The organism is Azospirillum cavernae (assembly GCF_003590795.1).
GTDB classification, from domain to species: Bacteria; Pseudomonadota; Alphaproteobacteria; order Azospirillales; family Azospirillaceae; genus Azospirillum; species Azospirillum cavernae.
Genome location: NZ_QYUL01000002.1, coordinates 528591 through 548337, shown reverse-complemented (window position 1 = coordinate 548337; position 19747 = coordinate 528591). Strand labels below are relative to the sequence as shown.

General features: G+C 64.5%; 20 protein-coding genes. 6 read left to right on the top strand and 14 right to left on the bottom strand.

The window, feature by feature from the left end; translation table 11 throughout:
- Window positions 1-62: 62 nt before the first annotated feature.
- On the top strand, window positions 63-788 hold the full coding sequence (locus D3877_RS13945; RefSeq protein ID WP_119831385.1) for a hypothetical protein: 726 nt from the start codon (window positions 63-65) through the stop codon (window positions 786-788).
- Between the two features lie 42 nt (window positions 789-830).
- Here D3877_RS13945 and D3877_RS13940 read toward each other — a convergent pair whose 3' ends face one another.
- Window positions 831-1478, bottom strand: a complete 648-nt coding sequence (locus D3877_RS13940; RefSeq protein ID WP_119831384.1) for a response regulator transcription factor — start codon at window positions 1476-1478, stop codon at window positions 831-833.
- A 196-nt stretch (window positions 1479-1674) separates the two neighbouring features.
- The gene (locus D3877_RS13935; RefSeq protein WP_119831383.1) at window positions 1675-2700 is read right to left on the bottom strand and encodes an OmpA family protein; all 1026 of its coding nucleotides are present in this window, start codon (window positions 2698-2700) and stop codon (window positions 1675-1677) included.
- 270 nt (window positions 2701-2970) lie between these two features.
- On the opposite strand from D3877_RS13935, the gene D3877_RS13930 reads away from it, so the two are divergent.
- The gene (locus D3877_RS13930) at window positions 2971-4014 is read left to right on the top strand and encodes an MBL fold metallo-hydrolase (RefSeq protein WP_119831382.1); all 1044 of its coding nucleotides are present in this window, start codon (window positions 2971-2973) and stop codon (window positions 4012-4014) included.
- Here the strand turns inward: D3877_RS13930 and D3877_RS13925 are convergent.
- Window positions 4011-4220 carry a hypothetical protein gene (locus tag D3877_RS13925; protein ID WP_119831381.1) on the bottom strand — a complete coding sequence of 70 codons (210 nt, stop codon included), beginning with the start codon at window positions 4218-4220 and terminating at the stop codon, window positions 4011-4013. The two genes, D3877_RS13930 and D3877_RS13925, sit on opposite strands and share 4 nt — an antisense overlap.
- A 217-nt stretch (window positions 4221-4437) precedes the next feature.
- Between D3877_RS13925 and D3877_RS13920 the strand changes: the two genes are divergently transcribed.
- Entirely contained in the window at window positions 4438-4686 is a 249-nt protein-coding gene (locus D3877_RS13920) for a VOC family protein (protein ID WP_119831380.1), read from the top strand.
- A gap of 87 nt (window positions 4687-4773) precedes the next feature.
- Here D3877_RS13920 and D3877_RS13915 read toward each other — a convergent pair whose 3' ends face one another.
- The 7 genes from D3877_RS13915 to D3877_RS13885 all read right to left on the bottom strand — a co-directional run bounded on the left by D3877_RS13915 (window position 4774) and on the right by D3877_RS13885 (window position 11577).
- Window positions 4774-5874 (bottom strand): branched-chain amino acid ABC transporter substrate-binding protein, encoded by a 1101-nt coding sequence (locus D3877_RS13915; protein WP_119831379.1) that lies wholly within the window; start codon window positions 5872-5874, stop codon window positions 4774-4776.
- A 204-nt stretch (window positions 5875-6078) separates the two neighbouring features.
- Window positions 6079-6438: a DUF6867 family protein gene (locus D3877_RS13910; RefSeq protein ID WP_119831378.1), complete on the bottom strand. Its 360-nt coding sequence runs from the start codon at window positions 6436-6438 to the stop codon at window positions 6079-6081.
- Between the two features lies 1 nt (window position 6439).
- The gene (locus tag D3877_RS13905; protein WP_119832442.1) at window positions 6440-7150 is read right to left on the bottom strand and encodes an ABC transporter ATP-binding protein; all 711 of its coding nucleotides are present in this window, start codon (window positions 7148-7150) and stop codon (window positions 6440-6442) included.
- 16 nt (window positions 7151-7166) lie between these two features.
- The gene (locus D3877_RS13900; RefSeq protein WP_199720851.1) at window positions 7167-8054 is read right to left on the bottom strand and encodes an ABC transporter ATP-binding protein; all 888 of its coding nucleotides are present in this window, start codon (window positions 8052-8054) and stop codon (window positions 7167-7169) included.
- 20 nt (window positions 8055-8074) lie between these two features.
- A complete protein-coding gene (gene livM, locus D3877_RS13895; RefSeq protein WP_119831376.1) occupies window positions 8075-9577 on the bottom strand; it encodes a high-affinity branched-chain amino acid ABC transporter permease LivM in 1503 nt (500 codons plus the stop codon).
- Window positions 9578-9581: 4 nt separating this feature from the next.
- Complete coding sequence (locus tag D3877_RS13890) at window positions 9582-10487, bottom strand: ABC transporter permease subunit (RefSeq protein ID WP_119831375.1); 906 nt, start codon at window positions 10485-10487, stop codon at window positions 9582-9584.
- Window positions 10488-10824: 337 nt separating this feature from the next.
- Window positions 10825-11577 carry a hypothetical protein gene (locus tag D3877_RS13885; RefSeq protein WP_119831374.1) on the bottom strand — a complete coding sequence of 251 codons (753 nt, stop codon included), beginning with the start codon at window positions 11575-11577 and terminating at the stop codon, window positions 10825-10827.
- Window positions 11578-11744: 167 nt separating this feature from the next.
- On the opposite strand from D3877_RS13885, the gene D3877_RS13880 reads away from it, so the two are divergent.
- Entirely contained in the window at window positions 11745-12698 is a 954-nt protein-coding gene (locus tag D3877_RS13880) for an ROK family protein (RefSeq protein WP_238474881.1), read from the top strand.
- Window positions 12699-12734: 36 nt separating this feature from the next.
- Here D3877_RS13880 and D3877_RS13875 read toward each other — a convergent pair whose 3' ends face one another.
- The 3 genes from D3877_RS13875 to D3877_RS13865 are packed head-to-tail and all read right to left on the bottom strand — an operon-like array spanning window position 12735 to window position 15499.
- Window positions 12735-14408 carry an ArnT family glycosyltransferase gene (locus D3877_RS13875; RefSeq protein ID WP_199720806.1) on the bottom strand — a complete coding sequence of 558 codons (1674 nt, stop codon included), beginning with the start codon at window positions 14406-14408 and terminating at the stop codon, window positions 12735-12737.
- Window positions 14405-14719, bottom strand: coding sequence for a lipid-A-disaccharide synthase N-terminal domain-containing protein (locus tag D3877_RS13870; RefSeq protein WP_119831371.1), 315 nt, complete (start codon window positions 14717-14719; stop codon window positions 14405-14407). Before D3877_RS13870 ends, D3877_RS13875 begins: the two co-directional genes overlap by 4 nt.
- 24 nt (window positions 14720-14743) lie before the next feature.
- Window positions 14744-15499, bottom strand: a complete 756-nt coding sequence (locus D3877_RS13865; protein WP_199720805.1) for a glycosyltransferase family 2 protein — start codon at window positions 15497-15499, stop codon at window positions 14744-14746.
- Between the two features lie 434 nt (window positions 15500-15933).
- On the opposite strand from D3877_RS13865, the gene D3877_RS13860 reads away from it, so the two are divergent.
- Window positions 15934-16740 (top strand): hypothetical protein, encoded by an 807-nt coding sequence (locus D3877_RS13860; RefSeq protein ID WP_119831369.1) that lies wholly within the window; start codon window positions 15934-15936, stop codon window positions 16738-16740.
- A gap of 194 nt (window positions 16741-16934) precedes the next feature.
- On the opposite strand, the gene D3877_RS13855 is transcribed toward D3877_RS13860, so the two are convergent.
- On the bottom strand, window positions 16935-18839 hold the full coding sequence (locus D3877_RS13855) for a PAS-domain containing protein (protein WP_119831368.1): 1905 nt from the start codon (window positions 18837-18839) through the stop codon (window positions 16935-16937).
- Window positions 18840-19096: 257 nt separating this feature from the next.
- Between D3877_RS13855 and D3877_RS13850 the strand changes: the two genes are divergently transcribed.
- Window positions 19097-19534 (top strand): YqaA family protein, encoded by a 438-nt coding sequence (locus tag D3877_RS13850; RefSeq protein WP_119831367.1) that lies wholly within the window; start codon window positions 19097-19099, stop codon window positions 19532-19534.
- Window positions 19535-19747: the final 213 nt, after the last annotated feature.

The window sequence follows — 19747 nt, the reverse complement described above, 5'->3', positions numbered from 1 at the left end:
CCTGTGATGTGGATCACTCCGGCGCGGACACGCCGAACCGGGGGCAGGCGAGGAGAGCGGTCATGGTCAGTTTGTCCAGTTTCGGCGATATCGGCGGCATGGCGCAGAGCCTCCAGCAGTCGATCGACGCGGCGGTCAAGCGCGTGCAGCAACAGGCGTCGGGGACCGCCGACACCGGCGCCAAGGGCAAGGTGCAGGAGTATGAACAGTCGGTCGCCAAATCCGCGACCAACACCGCCCCCTTCGCGACCAACATCGGCACGCTCATCAAGGACAACAGCCGCCTGAACGTTTTCAGTTCGCTGGCCTCGAACGATCCCGCCGATTTTTACAAATTCTCGGTCGTCGCCAAGGGCAACGCCACCATCGGCACCGTCGGCGACGCCGGGGTGCGCGTGCAGTTGATGGACCGGCAGGGCAAAGTCGTCGCCGACAGCAACAAAGATTCCGGATCGGCCTACGACGCCTTCAAGAAAATGCAAAAGGGCGAGTTGGAACTGGACAAGGGCGACTACACGGTGCGCGTCGCCCGTGACAAGGACGTGCCGGTGAAAGACGCCAAAAGCTATGGCGTGCAGTTCCGCATGGGCAGCTACAGCAAGGATTACGACACCATCGCCAAACAACCGGCCCAAGGGTCCAACCCCTTCGGCGGCAACACCAAGCTTCAAGGGCTGGCGGCCATGCTGAACGGCGGCAGTTCCTCCACCGCCAGCAGCGCGCTCAGCCTGCTGGGGTCGAGCGGCAGCTATGGCGGGCGCGGCTCGTTGATGAACGCCCTGTTCTAGCCGATGGTTCTGGCCGATGGTTCTGGCCGATGTCTCCGGCTTTCAAACCAGCCGGTCGCGCCCCGTTTCCTTGACCAACAGCACCGCCTGCGTGCGGCTGCCGACGCCCAGCGCCTTCAACACGCCGGTCACATGCGTTTTGACCGTGGACAGGTTCAGCCCCAGCCGCTCGCCAATGTCCTGGTTGGACAAACCCTGAGTCAGCAGATCGAGCACCTCCAACTGGCGGCGGGTCAACCCGTCGAACAGGCTGGGGGGAGCGGCGCGTGACGCCGTGGCGGCGGCGGCGCCCCCCGGCATGCCGAGAACCGGCGGCACATAGGATCCCCCGGCCATCACCAGCCGCAGGATGTTGACCACCAACACGTCGTCGGTCGATTTCGGGATGAAGGCGCGCACCCCGCGCGACAGCACCGCGCGCATTTCATCAGGCGACTCGATCATCGAAAAGACGGCGACCGGCACCGGAGCCACCCGCTTGACCAGCGCCTCAACCTCGTCAAGACCGCCAAGGCCGGGCATCCGCAGATCCATGACGATCAGATCAAAACTGGTTCCCTGGTCGAGAATGGCGCCGACTTGACCAAAGCTGGTGGCGGCAACCACCGTGGCCTGCTCATCCAATTCCCCAACCAAATGGGTCAAGCCGCTGCGGACGATGGAATGATCGTCGGCGATCAGAACCTGCATGAAACGTCCCGAACCAAAAATGCGCGTTGCACCACCATCGTCATACGCTGACGCAACGCTTCACGCCACCCCATTAGCGTGTGGCCATTCGACAAACGGCAAAAGGACGCCGCGCCGCTGACTTTTCCAGCGCCGTATCCCCAAAACAGGACCGGCGCGGCGAAGCCAACGGTGGCGGCGTCCTCCCGTCAGAACCTCACTGCACGCGGATCAGGATCTGCGCGCGACGGTTCGACGGCTCGCGCACGTTCGGCCCGGTGGAGACCATCAACTGGGACTCGCCCTTGCCCTCGATCGAGACCAGGGACGCCGGGGTTCCGCGCGCGATCAAGGCCCGCTTCACCGCCTCGGCCCGGCGCATCGACAGGCGTTGATTGTAGGCGGGCGACCCGGAGGTGTCGGTGTGGCCGATCACCTGAATATTGACCGGACGCTCCTTGCCCGCCGCCGCCGCCGCGTCGCCGATGATCTTGTCCGAGGTCGGGGTGATCGCCGCCTTGTCCCAATCGAAGAACACCTGATACTCCGATTGGGCTTGCGCCATCGGGGCGGGGGCGGTGGCGACCGGCGTCGCCGTCATCGGGCGTTGCGGCGCGCCAAAGCTGTAACGCAGACCAGCCAGAACCGTGTGATTTCGGTATTCGCCCTTCGACGTCACCGGCCCCAACGTGAATTCCGGGTCGAGGGTGGCGAAATAACGGTAATCCAGCGTCACCGCCACCGCGTCGGACACCGCGTAGGACGCGCCGACGATGCCCTGATAGGCGAACACCCAATCCTTGTCGCTCGCCCCGTTCAGGGATTGGCGAACCTGCGCGACGCCCGCGCCAAGGCCGAGGTAAGGGGTGAAGGCCGTGCCGGTCTTGATGTCATACAGCCCGTTGCCCATGAAGGCGATGGAACTGGTCTTGCCGCCCAGGCCACGCAGCGCAGGCGTGCCGCTCTCCGTGTCCTTGATCGCGTTGCGCCACCGCCAGGCGAATTCCAGCTCGGCGCGCAGCCCCGTGGGGGTTCCGTAACCAATCGACACATCGCCAATTCCGCCAGACTTGAACGTCTCCTTCAAGCCCGTCGTCGCCGTCGGGTAGCTGCTGAGATCCGCGTCGCGGGTCCAATTCCCACCAGCGCCGGCGCCCACATAAAAGCCCTCGGTCGCGGCCATGGCGACGGAGGGCAGCGCAGCGGCAAGCGCGGCGCCAAACAAAATACGTCGCATCATCATTCTAATCCTTCCGAGGTTGACAGGGGAGCCAGGCAAAACACCTCAGTCCCCATCGGCCTGTCGGCCCGCAGTGGACGGACGCCATCGCCCCAGCCCAGAACCGCCTCACGACAGCCCATCCCGTAACCAACCGGATCGCCCTGGGTTCCACCGCAAATTCTTGCCGTTGCAACAACCGTCACTCTGTTGCATTTTTGCACGCTTGCTCTTGCCCATGATCCGCCCCTCCGATGGTCGGAACGCCATCAACCACCCAACCAGCGGATCACCATGTCCCTTTCACCCGATGCCGCGCTCCGCCATCCCTTCGACAGCGCCCCGGAACCGGGCTGCGCCCGCGCCGTGGCGCCGGGTGTCCTGTGGATCCGGTTGGCCCTGCCTTTCCAGTTGGACCACATCAACGTCTGGGCGCTGGAGGGCGGGGAGCGGGGCTGGACGCTGGTGGACACCGGCCTGGGCGACGCCCGCACCCGCGACTCGTGGGAGGGGCTGTTCACCGGCGCGCTGGAAAACCGCCCGGTGGAGCGGATCATCGCCACCCATTTCCATCCCGATCACATCGGCTTGGCGGGATGGTTGGTGGAGCGCACCGGCGCGTCCTTCGCCGCGTCCCTCACCGAATGGCTGTTCGCCCGCATGCTGTCCGCTGGCAACAGCCCGGCGATGGACAGGGCGGTCGAGCGCTTTTACCAGCGCAGCGGTCTGGAGGGCGAGGTTCTGGCCGCCGTGCTTGGCCGCAAAAGCGCTTACCCGCGCGGCGTGCCCAGCGTTCCGGCGGTGTTGACCCGCTTGCGGGCGGGCGATGATCTGACGATTGGCGACTCGACGTGGCGGGTGATCGGCGGCGGCGGCCACACCGCCGAGCCTGTGTGTCTGCACGACGCGGCGCGCGGCCTGCTGATCCCCGGCGATCAAATTTTGCCGCGCATCAGCCCGAACATCAGCGTCTGGCCGACCGAGCCGGACGCCGACCCGCTGACCGACTATCTGACGAGTTTGGAAGCGTGGTCCGCCCTGCCCCCGGACACCCTGGTCCTGCCCTCGCACGGCCTGCCCTTTTACGGGCTGCACGCCCGAGCGGCGGAGTTGCACGCCCATCATGGCGCGCGGTTGGCGGAAATCACCCTGCAATGCGCCAGCCCGCAAACCGCCGCGATGGTGACGCGCACCCTGTTCAAGCGCCCGCTCGACCCGCATCAGATGGTGTTCGCCATGGGTGAGGCCATTGCCCACCTCAACCACCTGATCCGTCGCGGCGCGCTGGAGCGCCACGACGGGCCGGACGGCGTCGATCTCTACCAGCGACGGGCTTAGGCCTCCGTCGCGATCTCGAATTGCTGGTTGTCGAGCAACGCCATGACCGACAGGGTTTTCAGCGTCTTCGGATCGTCGGTGCGTTTGAGCTGGGCATGCTGGGTTCCCATGCCGTCCTTGCGGATCGCCACGACCTGCCAGAAACCGCCGCTGGGGCCGAGCTTGCGGTAGATTTGACCTTCAACAACTTCGCGCTTTCGGCGCATATCGCTCTCCAAAACCCATCCCGACCCTGGACCGCCCATCCCGAGCGATCCGACAAGCGCCATTGAAACACAAAACATCCCCATCGTGGCGCGCGTCCGTCAATTGCCACGGCATCGCCACAATCCAACCCTGGTAGCGCCGCAACAAATCCAATCGACGCCACCTGTGATCGCTTTGCCCGTGGAATAAACGTCATCAGGGCGGGTTCATCGGTCTATGGACACCGACCTCGACACATTGGCCTTCGCGACTCGCCTGGTCTCGGAACTGGGGGGGAGCGCCATCCGACTCAGCCACGTTCATTGGGTGGAGTTGACAGCCAGCGACCAGCCGCGCGCCGCCGCCTTCTGGCGCGACGTTCTGCGAAGCTCCGAACGCCTGTTGGCCCAACAGGGCGGGCACGACGCCGCGCTCGCCGCCATCGCCCGCGCCGACGCCATCCGCGTCAACCGGCCCATTCCGTAACCCGGCGCATGAAACGCCGAACGAAAAAAGGGTCCGGCAATCGCTTGCCGGACCCTTTCGTCTCACCCAAACAACCGTGAGAAGCGGTTACTTGACCTGAGCGTAGGCGCCGTTGCTCCACTTGTACCAGACATAGTCCGGCGTGGTCAGGTCGCCCTTGGCGTCGAAGCTGACCTTGCCGTTGACGGTGTCAAAGGTGGTCTTGTTCAGCACGGCGGCAACCTTGGCGACGTCGGTCGAACCGGCGGTCTTGACGGCCTCGGCCCACACCTGCACGGCCGCGTAGGTGTACAGGGTGTAGCCTTCCGGCTCGTAACCCGCCTTGCGGAACTTCTCGACCACCGCCTTGGCGCTCGGCTTCTCGCGCGGATCGGGACCGAAGGTCATCATGGTGTTCTCACCGGCGGAGCCGGTGATCGCCCAATACTCGTTGGTCACGAGCGCGTCACCCGAGATGAGGGTGGCGGTCAGGCCTTGGTCCTTCATCTGACGGGCGATCAGGCCCGCTTCGGTGTGGTAGCCGCCGATGTAGATCGCATCGACCGCCGCCGCCTTCAGCTTGGAGACCAGAGCGGAGTAGTCCTTCTCACCCGCCGTGTAGGCTTCGTAGATGGCTTCCTTCTGCCCGCCCGCGTTCAGCGACTTCTGCGTCTCGTCGGCCAGACCCTTGCCGTAAGCCGACTTGTCGTGAAGGATGGCGATCTTCTTGCCCTTGAACTTGTCCAGCAGATACTTGCCGGCGATCATGCCCTGTTGATCGTCACGACCGCAAACACGGAAGACGTTCTTCAGGCCCTGCTCGGTCAGCTTCGGGTTGGTCGAAGCCGGGGAGATCTGGAGGATGCCTTCTTCGGCGTAGACCTGGCTCGCCGGGATCGAAGAACCCGAGCAGAAGTGACCGGCCACGAACTTCACACCGGCCTTGGCCAGCTGGTTGGCGACGGCCACAGCCTGCTTGGGATCGCAGGCGTCGTCGCCGACTTCCAGCTTCAGCTTCTGACCGAGCACGCCGCCAGCGGCGTTGATGTCGGTCACGGCCTGTTCCATGCCCTTCTTCATCTGCTCGCCGAAGGTGGCGTATTGGCCGGTGATCGGGCCAGCGGTCGCCACCGAGATGTCGGCCTTGGCGGCCGTCACGGAGAGCGCGGTCGCCGCCACGGCGGCGAGAAGGGACAGCTTGAATTTCATGGGTGTGCTAGCTCCCTGTTCGTTGAGAAGGTCCCTGTTGCAACATACCCCCGGCCCTTGCGGGCCTTCATCGCCGGGTCCCCTCCGGCAATGTCCTTTTTACCACAATCCACCCGGTCGCCACTGCGACAGTTTTGCGAAGGGGGCGGATCATATGGTCTATTCTATTCGCTCAAGGCCGTTCGCCAAGCCCTATCGCGCGCGTCATTCCGCCAAACCGCCACCGGCGCGCTCGCGCCAGTGAAAGGGTCCGAACCGCTCATAGATCCACGGATACTGGTTGACCATTTTGCGAGCGATGGCCATTCGGTATGTGGTTGCGGTTATGGCGGCGATGGCGGCGGTGTGGACGATGAAGCCCCAGGGGGCGAGCAGGGTTTCGCCCGCCAGGCCCCAGGCGAGGAAGCGGTCGCCGACCCCCAGCAGGAGGGAATAGGCCCAGACCGCCGAGATCGGCTTCCAGCCTTCGGCCAGGGTTTGGCCGGTCAGCACGCCGAAGCCGCCGAAGACCAGGATCGTCAAAAAGACGAACACCGACAGCGACGATCCCAAAACAGCGTCCATCTCAGTGTCCCCCTTCCAGATAGGCCGCGCGGACCTCCGGGTCGGCCAGCAGCGCCGCGCCCGACCCCGTCATCGTGATCTTGCCGTTCACCATCACATAGCCGCGATGGGCCAGCTTCAACGCGTGGAAGGCGTTTTGCTCGACCATGAAGACCGTCATCTTCTGCTCGCGGTTGATCTCTTTGATGACCGAGAAGATTTGTTTGACGATCAGCGGGGCCAGACCCAGCGACGGCTCGTCCAGCAGCAGCAGGCGCGGTTGGCTCATCAGCGCCCGGCCGATGGCCAGCATCTGCTGCTCGCCGCCCGACATGGTGCCCGCCCGCTGGGCGATGCGTTCCTTCAGGCGGGGGAACAGGGTCAGCACCCGCTCCAACTCGCGGTCGAAGCTGCCCGGTTGGGCGACGATGGACCCCATTTGCAGGTTTTCCAGCACGCTCATGCGCGGGAAAATCCGTCGGCCTTCCGGGCTTTGCGCGATGCCGCGCCGCACGATCTCGTGGGTCGGCAGGTCGGTGATGTCCTCGCCCTCGAAATGCACGCGGCCCTGGCGGGCGCGCGGGCTGCCGCACAGCGTCATCAGCAGGGTGGATTTCCCCGCCCCGTTGGCGCCGATCAACGAGACGATCTCGCCCGCGTTGATCTCGATGTCGATGCCCTTCAAGGCTTCAATCGCGCCGTAGAAGGTGTGGACGCCCGACACCTTAAGCATGGGTTCGCTCATGGCTTCAGGCCCCCTTCTGCGCGGCGGGAGCCGAAACGCTGAGATCGGCGGCGATCTCCGGCGGCAGGTCGGCGTCTTCGTCCTCGCCCAGATAGGCGCGGATCACCGCCGGGTCGTTCTTCACCGAATTCGGGTCGCCGTCGGAAATCTTCCGACCGTAATCCAGCACCACCACATGGTCGGAAATGCGCATCACCACGCTCATGTCATGCTCGATCAGCAGCACGCCGGTTTGCCGCCCGTTCGGGTTGCGGGCGTCGCGGATGAAGGTCAGGATTTCGGCCAGATCGCCCGATTCGCGCGGGTTCAGGCCCGCCGCCGGTTCGTCCAGGCACAGCAGCACCGGCTCCGTGCACATGGCGCGCGCGATCTCCAAACGGCGTTGCGCGCCATAGGGCAGATTGCCCGCCTCCCAATCGGCGAATTCGGTCAGCTTCACCCGGTCCAGCCAATATTTGGCCAGCTCCAGCGCCTCATTTTCCGCCGCCCGGTAGGTCGGCAGCCCCAGCAACCCGGCGATGGCGAAGCCCGAGGCCCGCATCAGCTTGTTGTGCTGGGCGACGATCAGGTTTTCCAGAACGCTCATGCCGCCGAACAGGCGGATGTTCTGGAAGGTGCGGGCCACGCCCGCCTGTTGGGCGATGCGGTAGCCCGGCATCCGTTCCAGCAGGAATTCCTTGCCGTCGGAATGGCGCAGCGTCAACCGCCCCACGGTGGGGGTGTAAAAGCCGGTGACGCAGTTGAACAGCGTCGTCTTGCCGGCCCCGTTCGGGCCGATCAGCGCGGTGATCTCGCCCGCCCGCGCCACAAAGGACACGTCGTTGTTGGCCACCAGACCGCCAAAGCGCATGGTCAGATGCTCAACGCTCAGCAAAGGCTTGTCGTCCGTCATTGCGGTGCTCGTCACGGCGCTCATCGGGCGGCCCCCCCGGTGGCGGGCTTCTTGCCGCCGTGCAAGAGAATGGTCGGGTCGCGGTGGGCCAGCAGGCCGCGCGGACGCCACAGCATAATCACCACCATGCCCATGCCGAAGGCCAGCATGCGGTAATCGGCCAGTTCGCGGAAGGCTTCGGGCAGGCCGATGACCAGCAGCGTCGCCACGACGACGCCCGCCTGGCTGCCCATGCCGCCCAGCACGACGATGGCCAGAATGATCGCCGATTCGATGAAGGTGAAGCTTTCCGGGCTGATGAAGCCCTGGCGGGTGGCGAAGAAGGACCCGGCGAAGCCGCCGAACATCGCGGCGATGGCGAAGGCCGCCAGCTTCATGTTGGTGCGGTTGATGCCCAACGAGGCGCTGGCGATCTCATCCTCGCGCAGGGCTTCCCAGGCGCGGCCCAGCGGCAGCTTGCGGATGCGCAGGGTGAAGAGGTTGACGGCCAGGGCCAGGGCCAGGATCAGGTAATACATGAAGACGATGCGGTGCAGCGGCGAGAATTCCAGGCCAAACAGCTCGTGGAAGGCCGCCATCCCTTCCGCCGGGGTGCGCGAGAATTCGGCGAGGCCGAAGAAGCTCGGGCGCGGAATGCCGGAAATGCCGTTGGGGCCGCCGGTGAATTGGTACCAGTTGACCAGGATGATGCGGACGATCTCGCCAAAGCCCAAGGTCACGATGGCGAAGTAATCGCCGCGCAGCCGCAGCACCGGAAAGCCCAGCAACACGCCCGAAAAAGCGGCCAGCAACCCGGCCAACGGCAGACACACCCAGAAGCTCAAACCGAAATAATGGGCCAGCAGCGCGTAGGAATAGGCGCCGACGGCGTAAAAGGCGACATAGCCCAAATCCAGCAGACCGGCCAGACCGACGACGATGTTCAATCCCCAACCCAGCATGATGTAGGTCAGCAGCAGAATGCCGATGTCCAGCAACTGGCGGTCGGCGAGCGGCGTCATCGGCAACAGGACGGCGCCGATGAAGGCGACCGGGGCGATGTATTTGGTGGCGTGCTGCACCTGGGCGGCGACGCGGTCCATCTTGCGGTCGCGCTCGGCCAGCGTCAGCTTCGAGCGGTGGGTGGTGACGGCGAAGGCGGCGCGGAGCGCGATGATGCCGCCGCCCGCGACCAGCACCAGACGCAGCACCTGCGTCGGCAGCGGGATGGCCAGACCGACGGCGGCGGCGGCCAGCGCCAAAAACAGCACCGGCAGCGCCAGACCCTGGCCGATCAGGCCCAGGCCCAGACGACCGAAGAAAACCAGCAGGACAGAGGCGACGACCTCCTCGGGCCGGGCTTCGATGCCAAGCCCGGTCGGGCGGTCGATGGTGCGCAAACCGACCAGCGGAACGGTCAACAGCAGGGCGACGAAGGCGGCGAAGCCCGCGTCGCGCAGGCTGCCCGACCAGTCGACGGCCTTGGCGGCGACGTGCGGGGCGCCATGAGGGGGCGCGCCAGCGGCGTGAGACGGCATGGTCATGGCCTTACACCTTCTCGATTTCCGGCCGACCCAGCAGGCCGGTCGGACGGAAGATCAACACGAGGACGAGCAGGGTGAAGGTGGCGACGTCCTTCCATTCGGAGCCGACATAGCCCGACCAGAAGGATTCGATCAGCCCGATCACCACCCCGCCCAGCATGGCCCCGGGCAACGACCCGACCCCGCCCAGAACGGCGGCGGTGAAGCTCTTCACGCCCGCCAGGAAACCGATGTAAAAGTCGATCACGCCATAGATCAACAGCACCATCATGCCCGCCACGGCGGCCAACGCGGCGCCCATGACGAAGGTCAGCGAAATGATCCGGTCAACGTTGACGCCCAGCAACCCGGCCATCTTCTTGTCCTGCTCGCAGGCGCGCTGCGCCCGACCCAGCGAGGTCTTGTTGATGAGGATGGTGAAGCCGATCATCAACGCCAGCGTCAGCACGATGGTCGCCAACCGCACATAGCTGACCGACACCGCGCCGTCCAGAATGGTCAAATTGCCCGGCAGGATCGGCTGCAACGGCTTCGACCGCGCGCCCTGAAGGATCTGCATGTAATTTTGCAGAAAGATCGACATGCCGATCGCCGAAATCAGCGGGGCCAGACGCGGCGAGTTGCGCAAGGGCCGGTAGGCGATCCGCTCCACCGTCCAACCATACACGCTGGTGAACAGCATCGACGCCGCCAGCATCACCACCAGCGCCAACGGCACCCAGGTGATCCCCAACGCCCCCAGCGCCAAAAACGTGATCAACGCCACAAACGACCCGATCATGTAGATCTCGCCGTGCGCGAAATTGATCATCCCGATGATCCCGTAAACCATCGTGTAGCCAATCGCGATCAGACCATAAATGGCCCCTAGCGAAAGCCCGTTGATCAATTGCTGAAGAAAATATTCCATAGCGTCACCCCACCTTCAGCGCGTCGCAAAGGCAGGGCGCCATGACACGGGCACACACGGCACACCGATCACGCAACAGCAGCCCCCTGTCTGGTCCACCCGTCTATTGATTTGACGGGCCATGATTTTTCGCGTTCAGGGCCTCCCTCACGCTCCGCCTTGGACGGGACGGAGGCAAACCCACGCCTTGTTTTGGTAGTACCAGCCCGGTGGATTTTTGCAAGACAGATTTGTGTGCTGCGCATGCGTCCCGCACGGCGGAAAACGACGAAGGCCCCACCCGCTGGTTGCGGATGGGGCCTTCGTCATCACCAAAATCTTATGCGGAACGCCGCTCTCAGCGAACCGCGACGGTCTGCGACACCGGAGCGGCGGCGACCTTTGGCTTGGCCGGAGCCTTGGCGGCGGGTTTGGCTTTCGCCTTCGCAGGCTTGGCGGTCGTGGAGACCGGCGCCTGCGCCACCTGGAACGGGCTGGTGTCGGGAACGCTGACCACCTTCACGTCGCACAGCGGCTTGCTCGCCAGATGCATCAGTCCGGCGTTCTTCTCGTCGCTGGTCAAAACGCGCAAATCGTCGGGCGTCAGTTCCTTGGCCGCTTGGGAGCGGTCAACGAAGGTCTCGCAATATTGTGGAATGCCGATGGTCGCGGCGCGACGGCTGCTTTCGTTCGCCAGCTCCGTGCGGAAGGTGTCGAAATTCTTGGTCGCGCTGGAGCCGCTGGTCTTCCTGTAATGGCCGATAATCGTCGCTTCCGAGCTGGACAGCAGGGCGCGATTCTTGACCGAGAAATCCTGATACACACCGAACGGATTTCTTTCCGGCACGACGTTTTTGCACGTCAAGCCGACGATCATCATCTCCGTGTGCATGCGAATCAACTGCTCCGCCGCATGTTCGCTGCGGGTGTAGCAGGCTTGCGGTTTGGAGATGGCGGCCTTCACAACCGGCGGCTTGGCGGCGGCGGGCTTGGACTCCGCCGCCATGACCGTCCCAGACAGGACAAGCGGGGCCGCCAACACGGTGCCCAGCAGGGCCATGCGGCGCAACGGGAAAGACGACGGGATAAGGGCGGCGCGCAGGCGACTCATCTTGTGCTCCGGTGGCGCGGTTCGTTTGAACGGGCAGGCTGGTGAACAAACAGCCGTCACGCAGCCAAGGCGACGTTCTACCGCATCGCCCCAGCCGCTCCAAGCGATTTGCCCGGCCCGCGCCATTTGTCCCAGCCTCTTCGCCTCTCTTGTCACAGGACGGCTTGATGCCAAGCGGCTTCGCCGCTATTGCTGCGGTCATGTATCGCATCGGCATTGATCTTGGCGGCACGAAGACCGAGGGCATCGTCCTCGACCGCCACGGCGGCGCGTTGCTGCGGCGGCGGGTTCCGTCGGCGCGCGACGATTACGCCGGCACGCTCGCCACCATCACCGCTCTGGTTCAGGCGCTGGAAAGCGAAATCGGCGGGCGGGCGACGGTCGGCGTCGGCATTCCCGGTGCCATCTCCCCCGCCACCGGGCTGGTGAAGAACGCCAACTCGACATGGTTGATCGGGCATCCGCTCGACCGTGACCTGAGCGACGCCCTGAACCGTCCGGTGCGGGTTGAGAACGACGCCAATTGTCTGGCGGTGTCGGAGGCGGCGGATGGGGCTGGCGCCGGGTGCGGCGTGGTCTTCGCCGCCATTCTTGGCACCGGCTGCGGGGCCGGGATCGTCGCCCATGGCCGTCCTTTGTCGGGCCGCAACGCCATTGGCGGTGAATGGGGGCACAACCCGCTGCCCTGGCCAACCGACGCGGAACGCCCCGGCCCGGCCTGTTATTGCGGGCGTCATGGCTGCCTGGAAACCCACCTGTCCGGCCCGGCGGTGGCCGCCGACCATTTGGCCATGACCGGCGAAACGCTGACCGCCCACGCGATCATCACCCGCGCTGGCGACGGCGACGCGGCCTGCGCCGCCAGCGTTGACCGGCTGGTGGACCGGCTGGGCCGTGGCTTGGCCAGCGTCGTCAATCTGCTGGATCCCGACGTCATCGTGTTGGGCGGCGGCCTGTCGAACGCCGCCATTTTGTATGAGCGGCTGCCGTCGGCCATCGCCCGCTGGGTCTTCAGCGACCGTTTCGACACGCCGGTGCGTCAAGCCTTGCACGGCGATTCAAGCGGCGTGCGCGGCGCCGCCTGGCTGTGGCGGCCCGAGGAGCATCCAGACGCCGCGTGACGAGGGGCCGCGCGACCCCGCAAACGCGCCCGCCCCTCAGTTCCCCGGACGGGCGTACAGGGTCAGGTGAACCCGCTTGCCGGTGTTGTAGTTGATTCCGGAAATTTCGGCCAAGCGGGCGGGGCCGCGCAAACCGAAGGCTGAATCGGTGACGGCGCGGAACGCCGCCTCTTCGCGATCTTCCACCAGCGCCAGGGCGCAAGCCGGATCGGCCACCAGATGCGCCGCCGCCGCGCCGCCGCCGCCCAGCTTGGTCGGCGTGCCGAGCAGGAAGACGAGACTCGGTTCGGAATAGCCCGCCGAGGCGACCACGCTGTTCGGACAGGGCTGCGCCGCCGCCACCGCCTGTGCCGCTTGTCGGCTGATCCAAATTCCGTTGATGGCGGGCAACACCGCGCCATAAGTTCCCGCGTAGAGCAACCCCGCCGCCGCCAACCCGGCCAGAATGCCGGAACGGTGTTGGGCGTGAAGCAAGCCGCGCACCGACAGGGCGAACAGCCCGGCCACCGCCGGAACCAGCGCCAAACCAACCGGATCGATGCGCCCATCCACCAGATAGGGGAGCGCGGCCACCGCCAAGGTCAAAGCGCCAAAGCCCAAGCCCCCCAAACCAACCGCCAGCGCCGTCAGGACGCGGCGCGGGTGGTCTTGGGTCCGACCGAACCGATCCATCAGGGCCGCCGCAGCCAGCGCGGCGATCGCCGGAAAAACCGGCAAGGTGTAGTGCAGCAGCTTGGTCGGCACCGCCTCGAACACCAGCCAGCTTGGCACGATCCAGGCGATGCAGAAACGCACGGCGTCGTCCCGACGCTTCGCCCACACCCAGGGAACCGCCAGCAGAGCCAGAAACGACCAGGGCGCGAAGGTGATCCAGAAGCTGCCCAGATAGTAGCCCGGCGGCAGCCCCTTGCCCTCCTGCCCACCGGCGACCTTGCCCAGCATGTCGTGACCAACGGATTCGGCGAAGAAGGCGCCGTTGGTCTTGATGGCGATGGCGATGAGCCAGGGCGCGGCGATGGCCAGCACGATTCCAAGACCGGCCAGCGGCTTCAGCCGTTTCATCCAGGCCGCCTTGCGGTCCCACAGCGCCAGCACCAGCAGCGTGCTGCCCGACACCAGCAGGACAATCGGCCCTTTGATGAGAATGCCCAGCCCCGCCGAAACCCAGAACAGCAGCGGCAGCGTCCAGGCGGCCCGCCCCATCGGCGAATCCTGGTCGCGAGTCAAATAGAGATGCGCCAACGCCGCCTGCCCGATCACCACGGTGGCCAGCAGCACCGCGTCGGTTTTGGCCATGCGGGCTTCAACGCCCAGCACGACGCAGGACGCCATCATCAACCCGGTGAGAAACCCAGCGGCGCCGCCAAACAGCCGCGCCCCAACCCAGGCGCTGGCCAGAACGGCGAGAACAGCGCCCAGAAAGGACGGGATCCGATAGGTCCAGATCACCTTTGAGTCGCCAACGACCGCCGACGCCAGGGCGGTGGAGGCGCTTTGCAGCCAGTAAATCCCGACCGGCTTCTTGTAGCGCGTCTCCTCTTGGAACCGGATATCGACGTAATTGCCACTGTCGAGCATTTGCGAGGAGGCTTGAGCGAAACGCGCCTCGTCCCGGTCAAAGGGCGGCAGGTTGGAAAAGCCGGGCAGGAACAACCCGGCGCTCAACAGCGCCAGCAAAAGATAGGCGTAGAGCGGCAGACGGCTCGTCACACCTCTCTCCCATGTTTCTTGTTGTTCCAGACAAAATAGAGGTTGCGGAAATAAATGATAAGCCCCAGCCCCTGCCCGAACATATAGACCGGGTCAACCCGATAGACGGAATAGGCCAACAGCAAAATCCCGCCGCCAATGGAGAAATACCAGAAAATCTCCGGCATGACGCTTTTTTTGGCGCGTTCGCTGGCGATCCATTGCACGACAAAGCGCATCATAAAGAGAAACTGCGCGAAGAAGCCCAAGCCAATCCAGATCAGATCGGTCGTGCTCTGGTCCTGGAACCAGGCGATGGCGCGTTCAAGCATGGTGGACTTCCGTGATCGACAATTTCACAAATCTTCAGAAACAGGCGACCGCTTGGTTCGCCGTTTCAGCCAATAGACCCCCAGAAGATCGACCACGCCGATCAGCCCACGCCGCCAATTGTTGTATTTCGACACCCCGCGTTCGCGCGGGCGATGATTGACCGGCACATAAGCCACTGGATGGCCGTGCGCCCGGAACAAGGCGGGCAGGAAGCGGTGAATGGCGCCGAAAAACGGCAAATCCAGGAAGGCGTCGCGCCGGAACAGCTTCAACCCGCAACCGCTGTCGGTGCAGCCATCCTGAAGAAACGCTTGGCGAACAGCGTTGGCGAAGCGCGAGGCCAAACGCTTGGACAGCGTGTCCTGGCGCTTTTGTCGAATGCCGCCGACCAGAACCGGCGCTCCCGCCTGACCGTCGGACACCAAGGCGAACAAGGCTGGAATGTCGGCGGGGTCATTTTGTCCATCGCCGTCCAGCGTCACCACCCATTCGCCACGCGCCGCCTTCACGCCGGTGCGCACGGCGGCGCTCTGCCCGGACCGGCTGTGATGCCGCAGAACGCGCAAACGTCCCGCCGCAATCGCCGGGGCAAGGCGCGCCTGGGTGTCGTCGTCGGATTGATCGTCAACAAAGATCACTTCAAAACCGCCAAGCGGGGCCAAAGCCCGCTCGATTTCGTCGAGCAGCGGCAGCACGTTGTCGGCTTCGTTGAAAACCGGAACGACGACCGACAGCCGCACCGGCGGTCGGCCTTCCGAAAAAATGCTCACTGCGGCCATCCTATTCATCGAACGGGCGGCAAAATACTCTCGCGGCGCGATGAGCGGTAGAGGAAAAGGATGCCGACATGAGGAAGCCAGCCCCGCCCGATCCGCAACGGCGGGCGCTGCGGCTCGTTCGGCGTTTTTTGTCAGGACGACGCCATCGCCCGCATCCCTCGTTGTTTTCAAATCGCTCTCACCATTGGTGGTTTTTAAATCCATCCACCCGCCATCCGGTGGCTGACCCCAACAAATTCGCGATTCTCTGCAAAGTTATGCTGGCGTTTTTGACAAGAGTTTCCGATAGTCATCCGTACCGAAAACATCGCCCGCCAGCGTGAAGCCCGATGATGTTGACGCACGCGCCCGCGTGTTCCTGCGTCAAAAGCGTGCGATCCGGCGAAACATGCTGACGAATGACTCAAAATTCACTTTGGCAACCGAGCGACATAATGAACGCAGATACCGGGAGCGAACCGGAGTCTCCCAAGAAGCGCGGCCGCATTCCTCAATCGGCCTGGCCGGAAATTCTTGAACGCTACAACGGTGGCGCGACGCTGTCGGCCATCGCGCGCGAGTTTGAATGCACGCCCAGCGCGATTTCCTACATCATCAAAAAAGCGGAAGCCGCCAGCGGTCAAGGGGAGCTGAACGTCAGCGACAGCGGCGCGATCGAGCCGCCCGCGACAGCGGCGGAACCTCAGACAAATCCCGCTTCGGTTGCGCCCGTCGCCCCGATGGTTGAGGCCGCCCCGGTGGCTGAGGCCGCGCCCTCGACGACGGTGACGGAGAGCGAGACCTCGGCGGATCGCACGGCGGGCAGCCGACTTCGCCCCCGCCTGACCCGGCCAGAAGCGCGGGCCGACGACGCCGGTTCGGCTCCAGCGGCCCCCTCGGAGACCCTGCGTTTGAGCCGCCCGGAACCGGCGCCACAGCCGGTGGTTGCGTCGCCCGCCGCCGCTCCGGCGCCGGTCGCGACGGACGCGCCTCGTCCGGCTGCGTCGACCTCCGGCCCGGTGCCGCCGGTCGATGCGGTGGAAGGGCGTCTGCGCGACACCGCCAAGGCCTGCATCACCGCCTATCGCGGCTGGCGTCAACAGCCCAACGAAGGCACGATCCAGTCCCTGTCGGAAACCGTGCACGAACTGCGCAAGGCGCTGTCGCGCATTGAAATCGACATGTCGGCCAGCCGCCGAGAGGAGCAGGCGATTCGCCCGATCCCGATCCCGGCGCACCGCGCGTCGCGCCGCCCGCAGTAACCGGCGGTTTGTCGCGACCATTGAATGTTTAGAGCGCCGCGCGCTAAATCTGAAACAGCGCGGCGCTCTAATCTTTGATTTATCGAGCAGATTCACGCGTCAAATCGATCCCGATTTAACGCGATCTGCTCTAAAAAGCCCCCGCTCCGTTCGTTCGGCGCGGGGGCTTTTTCTTGGCTCAAGCGTTTCTTGGCTCAGGCCAAACGCCGCGCCCGCGCCATCGCACGGGGAAAACGCAGAATGAAGGTCGCGCCCCGCCCCGACCCGCTGTCCAGACGCACCGTGCCGCGCAGGGTGCGCGTGACCAGCGTGTAAAGAATGTTCAGGCCAAGGCCGCTCCCGCCACGATCACGGCAGGTGGTGAAGAACGGCTCGAACACCCGCGCTTGAATCGCCTCGGGAATTCCTTTTCCGTCATCGGCGTAGATCAACTCCACCGCATCGCCGTCACAGCGCGCCGCGATGTCCAGGCGCCCGATTTCCCCGGAATCATAGCCGTGAATGATCGAATTCATCACCAGATTGGTGAGGATCTGGCTGATCGCGCCTGGATAGCTGTCGAGCGTCAAATCCTCCGGGCAACTCACGCGGACGGCGTGGCCGGAGCGGCGGACGCGCATGCCAAGACTGCGCAACACCTCATGAATGTAATCGTTCAAATCAAAGACCCGACGCTCCTCGCTGGCTTGATCGACGGCGATCTGTTTGAAACTTTGCATCAAACGAGCGGCGCGCTCGATGTTCAGCAGCATCAGATGGGTCGCTTCGTCCACCGTCTCCATGAAACCGGCGAAATCGCCCCGGCGCATCGTTCCCGCGTCAAACAACAGCCGCAGATCACGGGCCTTGTCCGCCAACAAGGACGCTCCGCTCAGCGCGATGCCGATGGGCGTGTTGATTTCATGCGTCACCCCGGCGACCAGCGATCCCAACGCCGCCATTTTCTCCGCCTGGATCAGATGAACCTGGGCCTCTTTCAGATCCTGCAAGGCCCGTTCGGCCTCGTCCTTGGCGGCGCGGACGGCCTCGGCGGCGCGAATCGTCTCGGTCACATCGGTGTAGGAGCCGACGATGCGGAAAGGCCGCCCATCCGGGCCTGAGACCGCGATCGACCGGGTGTCGAGATGGACGATGGCGCCGGATTTGTGGAAATAGCGTTGCAGCTCTTGGCTTTCCGCCACCCGCCCCGTCCTAACGTCGTCCACCAGGGCCAAAGCGGCGGGGCGATCATCGGGGTGGATCAGTCTTTCCCAACAGGCGCGGCTGTCGCCGATGTCCACCGAGTCATAACCCAGCAGCGCCCACCATTGCGGCGAAAGCCACAGCGTGTCATCGCGCAAATCCCATTGCGAGATTCCCTCGCGCGCGGCCCGGATGGCCAACTCAAACAATTCGCGACTGGCGGCAAGTTCGCGTTCGGCCAGCTTGCGTTCGGTGATGTCCGTGTAGGTGGTGACGAATCCGCCCCCCGACAACGCCAACGTCACCGTTTCAATAACCAGACCGTCGGGGTGCATGCGTTCGTTGTAAAAGGGCCAAGAGGCGCTGCGGATGTGGGCCAACCGTTGCTGAACCAGCGTTTCGACATCGCCCGCCCCATAGCCTCCGCGCTCGGCGATGTGACGGACCACCTCCTCGTAAGGCTGGCGGTAACGTGGAAAGTCCGGGTTGATCGACAGCAAGTCCAGAACCCGGCGATTCCAGGCCACCAGTTCCAAATTGCTGTCGAACGCCATCACCCCCTGGCTCATGCATTCCAGAACCAGACTGGTTTTTTCCCACAGGGTGATCGGATCGCCCAGCCCGCTTGGTTGGGGGGCGGGCTGATGGGGCGTAGAATCCGCAAGGCGCGCCGACAGCAAAAGCTCCCCCGCTTCCCCCAGCCCCGCCGACAGCCGCGCGCGCCCACCACCACAAGCTGGGTGATCGACAAAACCAGCCTGCCGCAGCCTGCGCGCGCCAACATCGCCCAGCAGCCCGGTGATGGTGACGCCGGAGGAAAAAGCGCCGGGCGCCACGCCAAACAATGCGGCAAAGGCCGCGTTGCACCAGACCAACCGATCATCGGCGCCGAAACGGGCAAACCCGGTGTCCGTCATGCGCCTGCCCCGCTCCTCTCAGAGATTCCGGACGATTGTCTCACCGCACGCCCAACCAAGTTCGCCGGGCCAGGCTCACTGGGCCAGACTTTGACACGCGACGCGCATCGCGTGCGCATTCTTATCTCTCATCGGTTGTTGAGCAAGCGGGATTCGTCTTGCTGTCCAGGGCGCAACGGTTCGTTTTTCCTTGTCTTGCCCAATCTCCCCCGCTTTATGGAGCCGGGTCGCCGCAGGATTGAAAAGGCTCGCAACACATGCCGGATGTCGCCGCTTATGTCGGCCTGTTCCTTGCGGCCTTGGTCGCGGCCACCCTGTTGCCCGCGCAATCGGAATTGCTGCTGGTCAGCCTGCATCGGGCGGGTGGTTACAACGACATCCTGCTGGTCCTGGTCGCGACTCTGGGCAACGTCGCCGGGTCGGCGTCCAACTGGGCGCTGGGCCGCTTTTTGATGCGCTTTCAAAACCGCCGCTGGTTCCCGGCGTCTCCGGCGATGGTCGCACGCGCCACCCGCTGGTTTCAGCGTTTTGGCGTGTGGTCGTTGTTGCTGGCGTGGCTGCCGGTGATCGGCGATCCGCTGACCTTGGTGGCGGGAATCCTGCGGGTGGACTGGCGACTCTTCTTGGTTTTGGTCACGCTGGGCAAGGCGGGGCGTTACATCGCGCTGATTGTTGCGTCCAATCACTATCAGTAATACGGCATGTTGCGACGCAATAAGACGCTTGAGGACGGCGGCGCACCGGCGTATCACCTCTGGCTTAAACGCGGATTGTCCGCACACCCCAAAGAAGCCGCAGCGTGATTGTGGTTTTTCTCTTGCGTCCCACTTGATCGCGGTCAATGGGAACGGGATGGCGTGCGCCTATGGTCCGTATCGCTCACTGACCCGGAACCCAGGCGCCTCCAC

What these genes read in the sequence shown, in the direction of transcription:
- D3877_RS13945 (WP_119831385.1), top strand. Translation starts at nt 63, where the DNA reads ATGGTCAGTTTGTCCAGTTTCGGCGATATCGGCGGCATGGCGCAGAGC.
- D3877_RS13940 (WP_119831384.1), bottom strand. Translation starts at nt 1,478, where the DNA reads ATGCAGGTTCTGATCGCCGACGATCATTCCATCGTCCGCAGCGGCTTG.
- D3877_RS13935 (WP_119831383.1), bottom strand. Translation starts at nt 2,700, where the DNA reads ATGATGATGCGACGTATTTTGTTTGGCGCCGCGCTTGCCGCTGCGCTG.
- D3877_RS13930 (WP_119831382.1), top strand. Translation starts at nt 2,971, where the DNA reads ATGTCCCTTTCACCCGATGCCGCGCTCCGCCATCCCTTCGACAGCGCC.
- D3877_RS13925 (WP_119831381.1), bottom strand. Translation starts at nt 4,220, where the DNA reads ATGCGCCGAAAGCGCGAAGTTGTTGAAGGTCAAATCTACCGCAAGCTC.
- D3877_RS13920 (WP_119831380.1), top strand. Translation starts at nt 4,438, where the DNA reads ATGGACACCGACCTCGACACATTGGCCTTCGCGACTCGCCTGGTCTCG.
- D3877_RS13915 (WP_119831379.1), bottom strand. Translation starts at nt 5,874, where the DNA reads ATGAAATTCAAGCTGTCCCTTCTCGCCGCCGTGGCGGCGACCGCGCTC.
- D3877_RS13910 (WP_119831378.1), bottom strand. Translation starts at nt 6,438, where the DNA reads ATGGACGCTGTTTTGGGATCGTCGCTGTCGGTGTTCGTCTTTTTGACG.
- D3877_RS13905 (WP_119832442.1), bottom strand. Translation starts at nt 7,150, where the DNA reads ATGCTTAAGGTGTCGGGCGTCCACACCTTCTACGGCGCGATTGAAGCC.
- D3877_RS13900 (WP_199720851.1), bottom strand. Translation starts at nt 8,054, where the DNA reads ATGACGGACGACAAGCCTTTGCTGAGCGTTGAGCATCTGACCATGCGC.
- livM (WP_119831376.1), bottom strand. Translation starts at nt 9,577, where the DNA reads ATGACCATGCCGTCTCACGCCGCTGGCGCGCCCCCTCATGGCGCCCCG.
- D3877_RS13890 (WP_119831375.1), bottom strand. Translation starts at nt 10,487, where the DNA reads ATGGAATATTTTCTTCAGCAATTGATCAACGGGCTTTCGCTAGGGGCC.
- D3877_RS13885 (WP_119831374.1), bottom strand. Translation starts at nt 11,577, where the DNA reads ATGAGTCGCCTGCGCGCCGCCCTTATCCCGTCGTCTTTCCCGTTGCGC.
- D3877_RS13880 (WP_238474881.1), top strand. Translation starts at nt 11,745, where the DNA reads ATGCCAAGCGGCTTCGCCGCTATTGCTGCGGTCATGTATCGCATCGGC.
- D3877_RS13870 (WP_119831371.1), bottom strand. Translation starts at nt 14,719, where the DNA reads ATGCTTGAACGCGCCATCGCCTGGTTCCAGGACCAGAGCACGACCGAT.
- D3877_RS13865 (WP_199720805.1), bottom strand. Translation starts at nt 15,499, where the DNA reads ATGGCCGCAGTGAGCATTTTTTCGGAAGGCCGACCGCCGGTGCGGCTG.
- D3877_RS13860 (WP_119831369.1), top strand. Translation starts at nt 15,934, where the DNA reads ATGAACGCAGATACCGGGAGCGAACCGGAGTCTCCCAAGAAGCGCGGC.
- D3877_RS13855 (WP_119831368.1), bottom strand. Translation starts at nt 18,839, where the DNA reads ATGACGGACACCGGGTTTGCCCGTTTCGGCGCCGATGATCGGTTGGTC.
- D3877_RS13850 (WP_119831367.1), top strand. Translation starts at nt 19,097, where the DNA reads ATGCCGGATGTCGCCGCTTATGTCGGCCTGTTCCTTGCGGCCTTGGTC.